Below are 14123 nucleotides of genomic sequence, written 5' to 3'. Positions count from 1 at the left end.
TCTCTGCGCCCGGGCGACCGTTGCCGGGCATTCCACCGGATCGGAGGTTTGCCGGTTAACGGTGCGGGTAGCTGCCGGAACATCGGGACGCGCCGGTGATCGGCCGGGGTCGCCCGACGCCCGGCTCCGCCGGCTGCCTCCGGTCTCGGTCACCGGTGGGCAGCGCGGCAATCCAGATCAGGAGGCGTGAGGTGCAGGAGATCGTAGGCGACAGCCTGGCCCGACGACTGGTGGAGTGGGGCGTCGACACCGTCTTCGGCCTGCCCGGTGACGGCATCAACGGGCTGATGGAGGGCTTCCGTCGGCAGCGGGAGAAGCTGAACTTCGTGCTGGTGCACCACGAGGAGGCGGCGGCCTTCATGGCCACCGGCTACGCCAAGGCCACGGGCCGTATCGGTGTCTGCGTCGCCACCTCCGGCCCGGGAGCCATCCACCTGCTCAACGGGCTGTACGACGCGAAACTCGACCACGTACCCGTGCTGGCAATCACCGGTATGCAGGAGACGTCGGTGCTGGGTTCGCACTACCAGCAGGAGGTGCACACCGAGCTGCTCTACCAGGACGTGGCGGACGCCTACAACCTGATGGTGACCAATCCGCAGCAGATGCCGGGCGTGGTCGACATCGCCATCCGGCACGCGCTGTCCCGGCGGAGCATCGCCCACCTGAGCTTCCCCAACGACGTGCAGGTCGCCGTGGCCGGCGAGGATCCGTACCGGAGTGTCAGCCCGGGTAAGCCGCCGATGAGCAGTCCCGTGGCGTCGCAGCCGGCGGTGCCGGCGGCGCAGGCCGACCTGGCTCGGGCGGCGGAGGTGCTCAACGCCGGCAAGAAGGTGGCCATGCTGGTCGGCGTGGGCGCCCGGCACGCCCGCGACGAGATCATCGCCGTGGCGGAGGCGCTGGCGAGCCCGATCGTCAAGACGCTGTCGGGCAAGATGGTGGTGCCCGACGACCACCCGCTCACCACCGGCGGCCTCGGCCTGCTCGGCACCAGGCCGAGCGAGGAGCTGATGGAGGAGTGCGACACCCTGCTGATGGTCGGCACCTCCTTCCCGTACGGGAAGTACCTGCCGAAGCCGGGGCAGGCCCGGGTGGTGCAGATCGACATCGACGCCAGCCTGGTCGGCCTGCGGCTGCCGGTGGAAGCGCCGGTCACCGCCGACGCCCGGCTGGCGTTGCAGCAACTGCTGCCGATGCTGCAGACCCGCACCGACCGGTCCTTCCTGACCAAGTACCAGCGGGACCGGGACGCGTGGCATTCGGACATGGTCGCCCTGCAGGACCCGTCCCGTGACCCGATCGCCCCGCAGTACCTGATCAGCTGCGTCGACGAGGCGGCCACCTCCGACGCGATCCTGACCTGCGACTCCGGCACCATCGCCACCTGGTCCGCCCGGCATTGGACCATCCGCGGCAACCGGGAGTTCTACCTGTCGGGGAACCTGGCCACGATGGCGCCGGGCCTGCCGTACGCGATCGGCATGCAGCACGCGTTCCCGGGCCGGCAGGTGATCGCCTTCGTGGGTGACGGCGGGTTCGCCATGCTGATGGCCGAGTTCCTCACCGCGGCACGGCATGAGCTGCCCATCAAGGTGATCGTCAACAACAACAACGCGTACGGCCAGATCCTGTGGGAGCAGATCATCCTCGGCTACCCCGAGTACGAGGTGCGGCACCGGCAGCCGGAGGCGGACTACGCCGCCTGGGCCCGGGCCTGCGGCGGTTACGGCGCGAAGGTCACCGACCCGAAGGCGTTGCCCGGGGCGATCCGGGAGGCCCTCGCCCACCCCGGTCCGGCGCTGGTCGACTGCGACGTCAACCCGAACGAGCCGCCGATGCCCGGGAAGGTCCGGTACGACCAGGCGAAGCACTTCACCGAGGCGTTCCTGCGGGGCCAGCCGCACAAGGTGGCCACGATGGCGACCGTCGCCCGTGACAAGATCAACGAGCTGCGTTCATGACCCGGGTCACGGCTCCTCCGGTCGCGCTGCCCGACCCGGTGACCCGGTCGCCCGCGCCCGCCACCGACGTGGACCTCGACGCCCTGGCCACGCAGCTGCGCCCGGTGGTCGACGGCGAGGTCCGGTTCGACGACGGCTCGCGCGGTGCGTACTCGACGGACGGCTCCAACTACCGGCAGGTCCCGCTCGGCGTGGTCGTGCCGCGTAACGTCGAGGCCGCCGTCGCCGCGATCGCGGTGTGCCGCCGGATGGGCGTCCCGGTGCTCTCCCGAGGTGGCGGCACGAGCCTGGCCGGCGAGTGTACGAACGTCGCTGTCGTGATCGACTGGTCGAAGTACTGCAACCGGCTGCTCGAGGTGGACGCCGAGGCGAAGACCTGCCTGGTGGAGCCGGGCATCGTGCTGGACACGCTCAACGAGTTGCTGGCCCAGTACCAGCTGGAGTTCGGCCCCAAGCCGTCGACCCACACCCACTGCGCCATCGGCGGGATGATCGGCAACAACTCCTGCGGGTCGACGGCGCAGCGCACCGGCAAGACCGTCGACAACCTCGTCGAGATGGAGGTGCTGCTCTACGACGGCACCCGGATGTGGGTCGGCGAGACCAGCGAGGAGGAGTACGCCGAGATCCAGCGCCGGGGCGGCCGGCAGGCCGAGATCTACCGCCAGTTGCGGGCCCTGCGGGACGAGTACCTGAGCGACATCCGTAGCCGCTACCCGGACATCCCGCGCCGAGTCTCCGGCTACAACATCGACAGCCTGCTGCCGGAGAAGCGGTTCCACGTGGCGCAGGCGCTGGTCGGCTCGGAGAGCACGCTGGTCACCGTGCTGCGGGCCCGGCTGAAGCTGGTCCCGGTGGTGCCCTGCAAGGTGATGGTCTTCCTCGGCTATCCGGACATCGCCACCGCAGGCGACGACGTGAAGCACATCCTGCCGCACAATCCGATCGCCCTGGAGGGGCTCGACGACAAGCTGATCAACTTCGAGAAGCGCAAGCATCTGCACTCCGCCGCCCTGCACCTGCTGCCGCAGGGGGGCGGCTGGTTGATGGTCCAGATGGGTGGCCATACACCGGAGCAGGCGGAGGCCGCCCTCGTTCGGATGCTGCAGGCGTTGCGGCGCGACGGCGGGCCCACCGTGCACCGCTTCGAAGACGTGGCCCACGAGGAACAGATGTGGCTGGTCCGCGAGTCCGGCCTCGGCGCGACCGCCCGGGTGCCGGGCGAGGCGGACACCTGGGAGGGCTGGGAGGACTCGGCGGTGCCGCCGGAGCGGCTCGGCGACTACCTGCGCGATCTCGACACCCTGTTCCGGGAGTACGGCTACGAGCAGGCGTCGCTGTACGGGCACTTCGGGCAGGGGTGCGTGCACACCCGGATCCCGTTCAAGCTGGAAACCGCCGACGGCGTACGGCACTTCCGCTCGTTCGTCGAGCGCGCCGCGGACCTGGTGGTGTCGTACGGCGGCTCCTTCTCCGGCGAGCACGGCGACGGGCAGTCCCGGGGCGAGCTGCTGCCGAAGATGTTCGGCGACCGGCTGATCCGCGCCTTCGGTCAGTTCAAGGCCATCTTCGACCCGGACAACCGGATGAACCCGGGCAAGGTCGTCGCCCCCTACCCGCTGGACAGCCACCTGCGGATCGGGGTCGACTACAACCACGGCGACGTGACGACCCACTTCCACTACCCCGACGACTCCGGCAGCTTCGGCCGGGCCGTGCGGCGCTGCGTCGGCGTCGGCAAGTGCCGGCGGCAGCACGGCGGGGTGATGTGCCCGTCGTACATGGTCACCCGGGAGGAGGAGCACTCGACGCGGGGCCGGGCCCGGCTGCTGTTCGAGATGCTCGACGGCACGGCCCGGGACGGAGTCATCGGTGACGGCTGGCGTTCCGACGCCGTCCGGGACGCCCTGGACCTCTGCCTGGCCTGCAAGGGCTGCAAGAGGGACTGCCCGGTCAACGTGGACATGGCCACCTACAAGGCGGAGTTCCTGTCCCACCACTATGCGGGCCGGCTGCGCCCCCGGTCGCACTATTCGATGGGCTGGCTGCCGGTGGCGGCGGCGCTGGCCGCGACCGCGCCCCGGGTGGTGAACGCGCTGACGCAGGCCCCCGGGCTGAACCGGCTCGCCAAGGCGGTCGGCGGGATCGACCAGCGGCGGGACATCCCGGTCTTCGCCCCGGAGCCGTTCCAGCGCTGGTTCGCCCGCCGGACGCCGAACGGCGACGGCTCCCGCGGCGAGGTGCTGCTGTGGCCGGACACCTTCACCAACCACCTGCATCCGGGCATCGGGCAGGCCGCGGTCGAGGTGCTGGAGGCGGCCGGCTGGCGGGTACGCGTGCCGGACCGGCCGGTCTGCTGCGGCCTGACCTGGATCTCCACCGGCCAGCTCGGCATCGCCAAGCGGGTGCTCCGGCGGACGGTGGACGTGCTGCGCCCGCACCTGCGGGCCGGCACCCGGGTGGTCGGGTTGGAGCCGAGCTGCACGGCCGTGTTCCGCAGCGACGCGCACGAGCTGTTCCCCGACGACCAGGACGTCGCCAAGTTGCACGAGCAGACGGTCACCCTGGCCGAGCTGCTGCACGACCACAGCCCGGGCTGGCGACCGTCCCGGCTGCCGGCGCACGCGCTGATCCAGACCCACTGCCACCAGCACGCGATCATGGGCACCACCGCCGACCAGGCGGTGCTGGCCGAGGCCGGGGTGCGCGCAGACTTCCTCGACTCCGGCTGCTGCGGCCTGGCCGGCAACTTCGGCTTCGAGCAGGGGCACTACGAGGTCTCCGAGGCATGCGCCGAACGGGTACTGCTGCCCGCCGTGCGGGACGCCGCCGACACCGACGTCATCCTCGCCGACGGCTTCAGCTGCCGTACCCAGGTCGAGCAGAGCGCGGCGGACGGCCGGACGGCGATCCACCTGGCCGAGCTGCTCCGTGCCGGCCTGCACGGCGGGTCGGTGCCGCCGCGGCCCGAGCACAGCTGGGCCCACCGGCCCGCGCCCCCGTCGCGGGCCGCCCGGTGGGCCGCCGCCGGGCTGGTCGGCCTGGCCGCGGTTGCCCCGGCGGCCGCGCTCGCGGCCAGGGCGAGCCGGCGGGGACGGTGACCGGGGGCGGCTGACCGCGGCGGCGCACCAGGTGCCCACCAGCGCCCGGGCAGCGGCCTCGACCGGTGGGCCGCCGAGGCGGAGAACTACCGGGTGGCGTGAGCCGAGCGGGAAGGAGCGGCGCGATGGACCCGACGAGCCCGGCGCCGGCGTGGCACACCAGCGGCTTCGTGCGGCTGGCCTGGGGTACGACCCTGATCGTGGCGCCCCGTCGGGTGCTGCGGCGCTGGGGACACCCGAGCCGGCTGGCGGTGGGCACGCTGCGCGTGCTCGGCGTGCGGCACCTGGCCCAGGCGGCGGTGACCCTGCGCCGGCCGGTGCCGCTGGTGCTCGTCGCCGGCGCCGCGGCGGACCTGCTGCACGCGGGGACCGCGCTGGCGCTCGCCGCCGTCGACCGCCGCCAGCGCCGCATCGCCCTCCTCGACACCGCGATCGCCGGCGGCTGGACCGTGCTGGACCTGCGCGCGGCCCGGCGGGCCCGGCGCTCGCCGCGGGCCGGCGCGGGCAGCGGCCACACGCCGCTGCGCTCGCCGCGGCCCGGGTGAGGCGGGCCGGCGGCTCCTGGACGGCCGAGGCCGACCGTCCGAGGCCTGGTCAGTGGGGGACCTGGCAGACTTCGGCCTGATCCAGGGTCATCGCGGTCTCCAGCATCAGGGCGTGCACGAACGCCTGCGGAAAGTTGCCCCGCAACTGCCGTTGTTGCACGTCGTACTCCTCGGTGAAGAGTCCCGGCGATCCGCACGCCGCCCGGTTGCGCTCGAACCACCGGTTGGCCCCCATCACGTCGCCTGCCTGCCAGTCGGCGAGCGCCGCGGCGAACCCGCAGAGCAGGAAGGCGCCCTCCGCGTCGCCGAGCGGGCGGCTGTCCGGACGGAACCGGTAGAGGTAACCCTCGGATCCCAGCTCGGCCAGGACCGCCCGGCGGGTCGCCTCGGTACGCGGATCCCCGGCCGGCAGCGCACCCCGGATGCTGGGGAACAGCAGTGCACCGTCGACCCGCTCGTCGTCGTAGGCCTGCTGCCAACGCCCCGACGGGTGCAGGCCGTGTGCCGCGGCGTCGGCGAGGATCGTGTCGGCGAGCGACTCCCACCGGCCGGCCAACCCACGCGGCGCGATCCGGGCGGCCGCCCGCAGCCCGGCCACGCACATCAGCTTCGAGTGGGTCCACTGCCGGGCCGGCAGCTCCCAGATGCCCGAGTCGGGCTGCTGCCAGCGCTCCCCGATGGCCCGCGCGGTCAGCTCCATCGCGCGCCAGGAGGCGTCGTTCAGCCGGTCGTGGCGAGCGGCGGCCGCGAGCAGCAGCAGGGTCTCGCCGAAGGCGTCGAGCTGGAACTGCTCCCGCACCCAGTTGCCGACCCGGGGGGACCCGCCCGGATAGCCGGGCAGGAAGTCCAGCCCGTGCTGCGGCGGCACCGGGCTGCCGTCGACGGTGTAGGCAGGGGCGAGCCGGTCACCGTCGGCGAGTACCCGTTGGGTGAGGAAGGCGACCGCGTCGTCCAGCAGGTCGTGCCGGCCGACCAGGGCGGCGGCCTGGCCGGTGAAGGACTGGTCCCGCACCCACGCGTACCGGTAGTCGTAGTTGTGGCCGGCGAGCGCCCGCTCGGGCAGCGCCATGGTCGCCGCCGCCACCGTGCCACCACCCGGCCGGGTAAGGCCACGCAGCACGGCGTACGCGAAGGCCGCGTCCCGCTGGGCGGGCCCGCCGGTGAACGGTGGCAGGGACGCCCGCCAGGTGTGCTCGGTGGTCCGCCACAACTCGTCCGGCCGGGGTGGCTCGGCGTCGAGCGGCTGCGTCGCGATCTCCAACACCAGGTCGTGCCGCCCGCCGGCCGGAATGGTCAGCTCGCCGCGGAGCGGTCCGTCGGCGGTGGGCCGCAGCCGCTCCCCACCGCTGTGCCGCAGGTACAGGTCGCCCGTACGGGCCAGCCACCACGGCCCCTCCCGCCGCACCTCGCGCACCGGCTCGCGGCCGAAGTCGGCACGGGGATCGAGCCGGACGTGGACCACCGCCTCCCGGTCCACCGCGCGGATCTGCCGCAGCAGCACCACCCGCCGCTGCTCGCCGGGGAACAGCAGGGCCTCGCGGGACTCGATGATCGCGTCCGTGGTCACCCAGCGGCTCACCCACACCAGCGAGCCCGGCTCGTAGTGGCCGCCCCAGACGAACCGCCGGTTCGCCGGTGTGACCAGGTAGTCGCCCCGCCCGCCGAGCAGGCTGCTGAACACGGGCGGGTCCGCCCACCCGGGAGCGCAGAGCCAGCTCACGTTCCCGTCCGGCCCGACGAGGGCGCCCCGATGGCCGTCGGCGAGCAGGGCGTACTCGCGCAGCACGCTCGGCCTGTGGACGTCCACGGCCGTCGGCCCGGGCGACCGCTCGTCCCGTCCCACCGGCACCACCTCCCGCCGCGCCTACCCGCCGCGGGCCGGCCCACACCTGTCCCGAACCCGGTCGCGTCCGGCCCGACTAGCCCGCCACTGCCGGGGTACAGCCCAGGCCAGGACGGACGACGCCCGGGGAGTGACATGAGCCGGAATCGACAGCGAGCACAGGTAGCGGTGATCACGGGGGCCAGCGCCGGGGTCGGGCGGGCCACCGCGCGGCTGCTCGCCCAACGCGGGATCGCCATCGCGCTGCTGGCCCGGGGGCGCACCGGCCTCGACGCCGCAGCCGCAGAGGTACGAGCGGCCGGCGGCCGGGCCCTGCCCGTCGAGGTGGACATGGCCGAGTACGACCAGGTGGTGGCCGCCGGGCAGCGGATCGAGGCCGAACTCGGGCCGATCGACCTGTGGATCAACAACGCGTTCAGCTCCGTCTTCGCCCCGTTCCTGCAGACCGGGCCGGAGGAGTTCCGCCGGGCCATGGAGGTCACCTACCTCGGCTACGTGCACGGCACCCGGGTGGCCCTGCACCACATGGTGCCCCGTGACCGGGGGGCCATCGTCCAGGTCGGGTCGGCGCTGGCGTACCGGGGTATCCCGTTGCAGGCCACGTACTGCGGGGCCAAGCACGCGATCGTCGGGTTCACCGAGGCGCTGCGCTGCGAGTTGATGCACGACAAGAGCAACATCAAGGTGACCATGGTGCACCTGCCCGCGCTGAACACCCCGCAGTTCGACTGGCTGCTGTCCCGGCTGCCCCGGCACGCCCAACCCGTGCCGCCGATCTACGATCCGGTGGTCGCCGCCCGGGCCATCGTCGGGGCCGCCGACCGGCCCGGACGCCGGGAGTACTGGGTGGGCGCCTCCACCGCCCTGACCATCCTCGGCAACCGGATCGTCCCCGGCCTGCTCGACCGGTACCTCGCCCGGACCGGTTACCAGTCGCAGCAGACCGACCGGCCGGCCGACCACGACCAGCCGACCAACCTGTGGCAGCCGGCGGACGGCCCGGACGGCCGGGACTACGGCGCGTTGGGCAGCTTCACCAGCCGGGCACACCGGCACAGCGCGCAGGCCTGGTTGTCGCGGCACCGGCTGGTCACCGCCGCCGGCCTCACCGCCGGCGCGGCGGTCGGCGTACTGGCCTTGCGCCGCCACTGACCCCGGTCACCGCCGCTGTCCAGGTGGCCGGGCGCCGCCGGGCGTAGGCTGGCCGCCGTGGATTCAGAAGACCGGATCGCCCTGTTCCTCGACTACGAGAACCTGGCGCTGGGCGTACGCGACCATCACGGCGGCCGGGCCTTCGACTTCCGCCCGATCGCCGACGCCCTCGCCGAGCGGGGCCGGGTGGTGGTGCGCCGGGCGTACGCCGACTGGTCGTACTTCGACGAGGACCGGCGGATGCTCACCCGGTCGCACGTCGAACTCATCGAGATCCCCCAGCGGATGGGCGCCACCCGGAAGAACGCCGCCGACATCAAGATGGCCGTCGACGCCGTGGAGCTGGCCTTCGAACGCGACTACCTCTCCACGTTCGTGATCTGCACCGGTGACAGCGACTTCACCCCGCTGGTTCACAAGCTGCGCGAACTCAACAAGCGGGTCATCGGGGTCGGCGTGGAGAAGTCGACGTCGGCCCTGCTCCCGCCCGCCTGCGACGAGTTCCTCTACTACGACCGGCTGGAGGGCGTCGAGGTGCCCACCCCCGCCGTTCGGCGTGCCCGTCCCGCCCGGGTGCCCGCCCCCGAGGCCCCGCCACAGCCGGAGCCCGAGCCGCAGCCGGCGGCGGAGGAACCCGCCCGGGACGTCGACACGCTCGCCGTCCTCGTGGCGCAGACCCTGGCCGGTCTGCAGGGCAGCATCAGCGGTGAGGTGACCGCCTCCGGGTTGAAACGGACCCTGCTGCGCAAGGATCCGACGTTCAGCGAGTCCGACTACGGCTTCCGCACCTTCGGTGAGCTCCTGCGCTACCTTGCCGAGCAAAACGTGGTCGAGCTGGGCGCCGGGCCCGCCAAGGGTGATCCCGAGGTGTCGCTGCCCGAACGCGGCGACCGGGAGGCGGCCTTCGCGCTGCTGCGTTCCGTGGTCGTGGACCTGGCCGGCGGGGCCGGCGCGGTCGCGCTCTCCGGGCTGAAGGACCAACTCCGCCGGGCGCGACCCGACTTCAGCGAGAAGAAACTCGGCTACCGCAGCTTCCTGCAGTTCTGCAAGGCGGCTGCCACCAGCGGTGTGGTGGAGCTGCGCTGGAGCCCGGACGTCGACGACTACCTGCTCACCGCGCGGCCGTGACCGGCGCCACCTTCGCGGCGACACCCTCGGCGCGCTCAGGAGCTGGTCGACGGGCACAGCAGCGGTTCCACCAGCGGTAGCCGGAGGAGGTCCGGGCAGGCGTTCCGCGTCGGCGACTCCGGGCTGGGCGCGGTGGTCGGGGCGGCGGTCGGGGTGGGTGCCGGGGGCGGGCCGGGAGCGGCGGTCGGGGGGTGCGTCGTCGGCGGTGCCGGCGGCGTGGTCGGCTCGGACGGGGCCGTCGTTTCGGGAGGGGCGGTCGATACTGGCGCGGTGGTCGCGCGGTCGGCCACCGGAACGGTGCCTCGACGGGTCACCGGCCGGGTGACCGGCTCGCCCGCGGTGGCGCCACCGCCCGCGACCCGGGTCGCGGTGGTGCCCGTCGCCGGTTGGAGAACCGGACTGCCCGACGGCTCGGGGTCGGTGGGCGTGCTCGGGACCGGGCTGCCGGTGGCCCGGCCCGCGTCCCCGGTCTCGGCGATCCCGCCCGCACGCGCCTGCGCCCGGTACGGCAGCTCGGCCGGGCCCGCCTGGACCGTGCCGGTGGTCAGCGCCGCGAACGTCACCGCGACGACGACGGCGGCGGCCGCCGCCACCCGCTCGGGACGCGGCAGGGGGAGCGGAGCGTGGTGCGGCGCCACCGGTGGCGGTGGCGACGGCCGGGCGTCGCGGTGGGCCGCCAGCAACGCGTCGAGCTGCGGGACGATGACGGCGCGGGCCCCGGTGGCGGTGGCGAACGCGAGGGTGAGGTAGAACCGGGCGTTCACGGCCATGGCCGCGGGGACCCGCAACCCGGCCGGACGGCGGCCGTCCGCGGTGTGCAGCAGGGTGATCGGAAGGTCGGGGTGATGCCCCGGGCCCCGCATGTCGGTGTACGCCCACTCGCGTCGGCGGTCGCGCCCGGCGAAGACCACGCGGCGGTCGGTCACGACCGCCATGCCGACGTCGACGACCCGCAGGCCCGCCGGCAGCGTACGCCCGGGCTCCTGGACGGCGGCGGCCGCGACGGTCAGCTCCGGCGCGGGCAGCCCGGTGAGATGCCGGGCCTCGGCCTCGACCAGCTCCGCGGCCGGGAGTACGCGGTAGACCACCTCGTCGTGGTCGAGTTCGGCTGGCAGGCCGGTCTGTGGCTGCGTGCAACCGAGAAACCCGGTGGCCTCGATCCGCAGCCGGACGAGATGGTCCTCCACTCGGCACCAGGCTTCGGCCTGCGCGTCGTACGCCCGCCGCCGCCGATCGTTCTCGTGTCGCGCCCACCCGACCTGCCATCGGGAGCATCCCGCCGTGGGGCTCATCGCGACGGCGGATCGTTTCGCCTGCACATCTCGTACAACGGCAACCATCCGGGAAAGGACACGCAGACCGGGCGCCGCGCGCTGCGGGGCCGGGACGGCCTGGTGGTCGCCGACGTCCGCCAACCGCACCCGATCGGCGGGACCGCCCGGCGGGGTGACCGCGGTCGGGGTGGGCTGGCCGGCCTCCCAGGCAGTTCACAGCGCGGTGACCTGTCCGTCAGATCGCCGGCCGGCATAGCCTGGAGCGGGTTGTATCCCCCCGGTAACCCAGAGGAGTCATGTGTCGTACGTCACCGCCACTCCCTCCGAGCCGAGCGACCGGCCGGCAGATCCGCGGCGGCCGGCCCGTCGGCCGTGGCCCCGCTGGGCCCGGTGGTGCGTGGCCGTCGGCACCACGCTGATGACGCTCGGCGCCCTGGCGCTGGGTGGCGGCGCGCTCCTGCTGCACAGCGCGACCAGCAAGGTCGCCCGGCAGGACCTGCTCGGCGCCGCCGCGCCCCCACGCCAGCACCAGACGATCACGGGGGCGAAGAACATCCTGCTCGTCGGGGTGGACAGCCGCCCCAACCAGGACTCCAGCCAGCTCGTCCGGGCCGACTCGATCATCCTGTTGCACATCCCGGCGGACCACAGCCAGGCGTACCTGGTCTCGCTGCCGCGGGACTCGCTGGTCACCATCCCGGCCTACGACAACGGCGCGACGCCGTACCGCGGTGGGCAGGGCAAGATCAACGCTGCCTTCGCGTTCGGCAGCCGGGGACTCACCGGCGCGCCGGCGACGTCGCACGGCTTCGAGCTGCTGGCCCTGACCGTTCGCGACCTCACCGGGATCACCCCGGACGCCGGCGCGATCATCGACTTCCAGGGCTTCAAGAAGATCGTTCAGGTCCTCGGCAAGGTCTGCATGTACGTCGACGAGACCACCACCTCGATCCATGTGGGGCATGACGACAAGACCGGCAAGCCGGCGGCGCCGTACAAGATCAATCCGGACGGCACGGTGAACCACCGCATCCCCGGGGTCACCCCGAACGTCTACGCCAAGGGCAACCAGTGCCTGGACCCGACGCAGGCGCTGGACTTCGTCCGGCAGCGGGACCTCCTGGCCAACCACGACGTCGACTACGGTCGGCAGCGCCACCAGCAGCAGTTCATCAAGGCGGTGCTGCACCAGGTGGTGACCGACGGCCTGAACTCGCCGACCAAGCTGCCCGGGCTGCTGTCGGCGGTCGGCAAGGCGATGACCGTCGACGACGGCGGCATCCCGCTGGACGACTGGGCCTTCGCCATGCGGGGGATCCGCCCCGACTCGATCACCACGATCAAGACCAACAACGGGACGTTCAACAGCCGTACCGTGCCGGGCGTCGGCAGCGCCGAGGTCCTCAGCCCGACCAGCCTGCAACTGCTGCACGCGGTCCGGGACGACACCGTCGGTGAGTTCGTCGCGGCCCACCCCGACTGGGTGGCCGACTCCGGGCCCCCGCCGCCCGCCCACTAGGCCGGCCGCCGCAGATGACCATGTGAATCGGTGGGCCGCGACGCCGAACTCGGCGTCGCGGCCCACCTTTCCTTCCTGTCCTTCACCACGGCTCGATCTTGGTCAAGCCGAGTTGAACCAACAGGTCACGGCCTACTGCCCGTTGTTCGGCACCGCCTGCATGACGGTCAGCGTCATGCTGTTGTTCTTGTACGACACCCGGAACAGGTGACCGCCCACGTTCAGCACCCGGTTCTCGGGCAGCGCGTGGAGGGCGCCCTTGATCGACTTGCCGCTCATGATCGTGAAGACGGTGCCCGGGTCAACGTCCCGCGCACGTCCAGGTCCAGCTCGCCGGCCAGCACCAGGTCACCCGCGGCCCGGACGCTCGTGTAGTCGCGGTCGCCGGAGATGGTGACGGCGAGGCGACCCTCGTTGCCGATGGTCACGTTCCCACCGACGTTCAGGACGTTGCCCGCGGCGACGGAAGCGTCGGTGATCTGCGCGGCCTCGTCGGCCGCCAGGCCGGGCCGCAGCACGCCGCCGGTGACGGTGACGTTGTCAGCCACGCTGCCGCTGCCGCCGAGCGTCCCGCCACGCACGTCGATCGCGCTCGCGTGCGAGCCGACGACCGAGAGCTTGCCGCCGAGGACGGTGCTCGTCCCGTGCCAGGCCTCGTTGCCGGTGAGGAACACAGGGTGCCGTCGCCCCGCTTCGTGAGGCTGCCCTCGTAGGCGCGGGCCTTGCGGGCCTGCTCGCGGCGCATCCCGATGGCGTAGTCCGACTTGTCGGCGTCGCTCGCGTCGGCCGGCAGACCCTGCGTCCAGCCCTTGGCGACCTTGGTCGCCTCCCAGGCGGCCGCCTCGGCGGCGTCCTCCTGCTGGCGCGCCTGGATCGCGACGTCGGAGATGTCGTTCGACCACACGTCGCTGTGCCCCTGCGTGTCGACGACGAACGGCCCCAGGAACTGGCCCGGGCCGTTCATGGCCTCCCGCAGGCTGACCGTGCCCCAGCCGTTGCGGCTGTCCGGAACCTGCACGATCTGGCCCCGGGTGGGGTTCGACACGGCGTTGCCCGCCGCGTCGCTGACCGTGTTGTTCTGCCGGCCGGTGGTGAACATCGTGTAGAGCGCCTGCTCGTTGGTCAGGTACGGGAAGCGCTGCATGATCAGCGACAGCGCGGCCGCCGAGTGCGGTCCGGCCATCGACGTGCCGGACGAACTTCCGTAGCGGGCCTCCGGCACGCCGTTGACGACCGACACGGTCGTGCTGTTGATCCCGTTGCTCGGCGCCGTCACGCAGGACCACTTCGCGACGCCGCACTGGTTGAACGTCTGCTGGCCGGGGACCAGGACCGACCCGTCAGGGTTGAACGTGCGCCCCACCGTGGGGTTGATCCCCGACGTCGTGTACCAGCTGCCCTCCAGCTCCGGCAAGAAGTAGGGCGCGGCGCCTCGCGGCGACGGGTTCACGTAGCCGCTGTTACCGGCGGTGAACTGGATGACCGCCCCGCAACATCGCCGCACGCGGTGTCGCGGACTGGGCAGCAGTCAGCCTGCCAAACGCGGCGTGACCGATGCAGCCAGCACCGAGCACGATCTGCAATCTCGACCCTTCAGGGC

The 14123-nt window shown here is 72.8% G+C and carries 11 protein-coding genes; 6 read left to right on the top strand and 5 right to left on the bottom strand.

Annotated features, from left to right (window positions below; translation table 11 throughout):
• The first annotated feature begins 191 nt into the window (after window positions 1-191).
• From ACNAW0_RS07150 to ACNAW0_RS07140, 3 genes are all read left to right on the top strand, one after another.
• Window positions 192-1961, top strand: coding sequence for a thiamine pyrophosphate-dependent enzyme (locus ACNAW0_RS07150; RefSeq protein ID WP_416286932.1), 1770 nt, complete (start codon window positions 192-194; stop codon window positions 1959-1961).
• A complete protein-coding gene (locus tag ACNAW0_RS07145) occupies window positions 1958-5062 on the top strand; it encodes an FAD-binding and (Fe-S)-binding domain-containing protein (RefSeq protein ID WP_416286931.1) in 3105 nt (1034 codons plus the stop codon). Before ACNAW0_RS07150 ends, ACNAW0_RS07145 begins: the two co-directional genes overlap by 4 nt.
• 125 nt (window positions 5063-5187) lie before the next feature.
• Window positions 5188-5607 carry a hypothetical protein gene (locus ACNAW0_RS07140; protein WP_416286930.1) on the top strand — a complete coding sequence of 140 codons (420 nt, stop codon included), beginning with the start codon at window positions 5188-5190 and terminating at the stop codon, window positions 5605-5607.
• A 49-nt stretch (window positions 5608-5656) separates the two neighbouring features.
• On the opposite strand, the gene ACNAW0_RS07135 is transcribed toward ACNAW0_RS07140, so the two are convergent.
• On the bottom strand, window positions 5657-7450 hold the full coding sequence (locus ACNAW0_RS07135; RefSeq protein ID WP_416286929.1) for a glycoside hydrolase family 15 protein: 1794 nt from the start codon (window positions 7448-7450) through the stop codon (window positions 5657-5659).
• A 135-nt stretch (window positions 7451-7585) separates the two neighbouring features.
• Between ACNAW0_RS07135 and ACNAW0_RS07130 the strand changes: the two genes are divergently transcribed.
• Both ACNAW0_RS07130 and ACNAW0_RS07125 read left to right on the top strand, forming a co-directional pair.
• Entirely contained in the window at window positions 7586-8602 is a 1017-nt protein-coding gene (locus tag ACNAW0_RS07130; RefSeq protein WP_416286928.1) for an SDR family oxidoreductase, read from the top strand.
• Between the two features lie 57 nt (window positions 8603-8659).
• The gene (locus ACNAW0_RS07125; protein WP_416286927.1) at window positions 8660-9730 is read left to right on the top strand and encodes an NYN domain-containing protein; all 1071 of its coding nucleotides are present in this window, start codon (window positions 8660-8662) and stop codon (window positions 9728-9730) included.
• A 35-nt stretch (window positions 9731-9765) separates the two neighbouring features.
• Here the strand turns inward: ACNAW0_RS07125 and ACNAW0_RS07120 are convergent, their stop codons facing one another.
• Window positions 9766-10917 (bottom strand): hypothetical protein, encoded by a 1152-nt coding sequence (locus ACNAW0_RS07120; RefSeq protein WP_416286926.1) that lies wholly within the window; start codon window positions 10915-10917, stop codon window positions 9766-9768.
• Between the two features lie 385 nt (window positions 10918-11302).
• Here ACNAW0_RS07120 and ACNAW0_RS07115 point away from each other — a divergent pair, with 385 nt between their 5' ends.
• Entirely contained in the window at window positions 11303-12523 is a 1221-nt protein-coding gene (locus ACNAW0_RS07115; RefSeq protein WP_416286925.1) for an LCP family protein, read from the top strand.
• Window positions 12524-12655: 132 nt separating this feature from the next.
• Here the strand turns inward: ACNAW0_RS07115 and ACNAW0_RS07110 are convergent, their stop codons facing one another.
• Genes ACNAW0_RS07110 through ACNAW0_RS07100 form a run of 3 tightly spaced genes read right to left on the bottom strand, consistent with a single transcriptional unit; the run spans window position 12656 to window position 14027 of the window.
• Window positions 12656-12802: a hypothetical protein gene (locus ACNAW0_RS07110; RefSeq protein WP_416286924.1), complete on the bottom strand. Its 147-nt coding sequence runs from the start codon at window positions 12800-12802 to the stop codon at window positions 12656-12658.
• Window positions 12799-12951, bottom strand: a complete 153-nt coding sequence (locus ACNAW0_RS07105; protein WP_416286923.1) for a hypothetical protein — start codon at window positions 12949-12951, stop codon at window positions 12799-12801. Before ACNAW0_RS07105 ends, ACNAW0_RS07110 begins: the two co-directional genes overlap by 4 nt.
• A gap of 14 nt (window positions 12952-12965) precedes the next feature.
• The gene (locus ACNAW0_RS07100) at window positions 12966-14027 is read right to left on the bottom strand and encodes a S8 family serine peptidase (protein ID WP_416286922.1); all 1062 of its coding nucleotides are present in this window, start codon (window positions 14025-14027) and stop codon (window positions 12966-12968) included.
• Between the last annotated feature and the right edge of the window lie 96 nt (window positions 14028-14123).

The organism is Micromonospora sp. SL1-18, assembly GCF_047921505.1.
Classification (GTDB): domain Bacteria; phylum Actinomycetota; class Actinomycetes; order Mycobacteriales; family Micromonosporaceae; genus Micromonospora.
This window is presented reverse-complemented; position numbering and strand designations above follow the sequence as displayed.

Excerpts from the sequence above, each read along its gene's own strand:
- ACNAW0_RS07145 (WP_416286931.1), top strand. The coding sequence starts at position 1,958 with ATGACCCGGGTCACGGCTCCTCCGGTCGCGCTGCCCGACCCGGTGACC.
- ACNAW0_RS07140 (WP_416286930.1), top strand. The coding sequence starts at position 5,188 with ATGGACCCGACGAGCCCGGCGCCGGCGTGGCACACCAGCGGCTTCGTG.
- ACNAW0_RS07130 (WP_416286928.1), top strand. The coding sequence starts at position 7,586 with ATGAGCCGGAATCGACAGCGAGCACAGGTAGCGGTGATCACGGGGGCC.
- ACNAW0_RS07110 (WP_416286924.1), bottom strand. The coding sequence starts at position 12,802 with ATGAGCGGCAAGTCGATCAAGGGCGCCCTCCACGCGCTGCCCGAGAAC.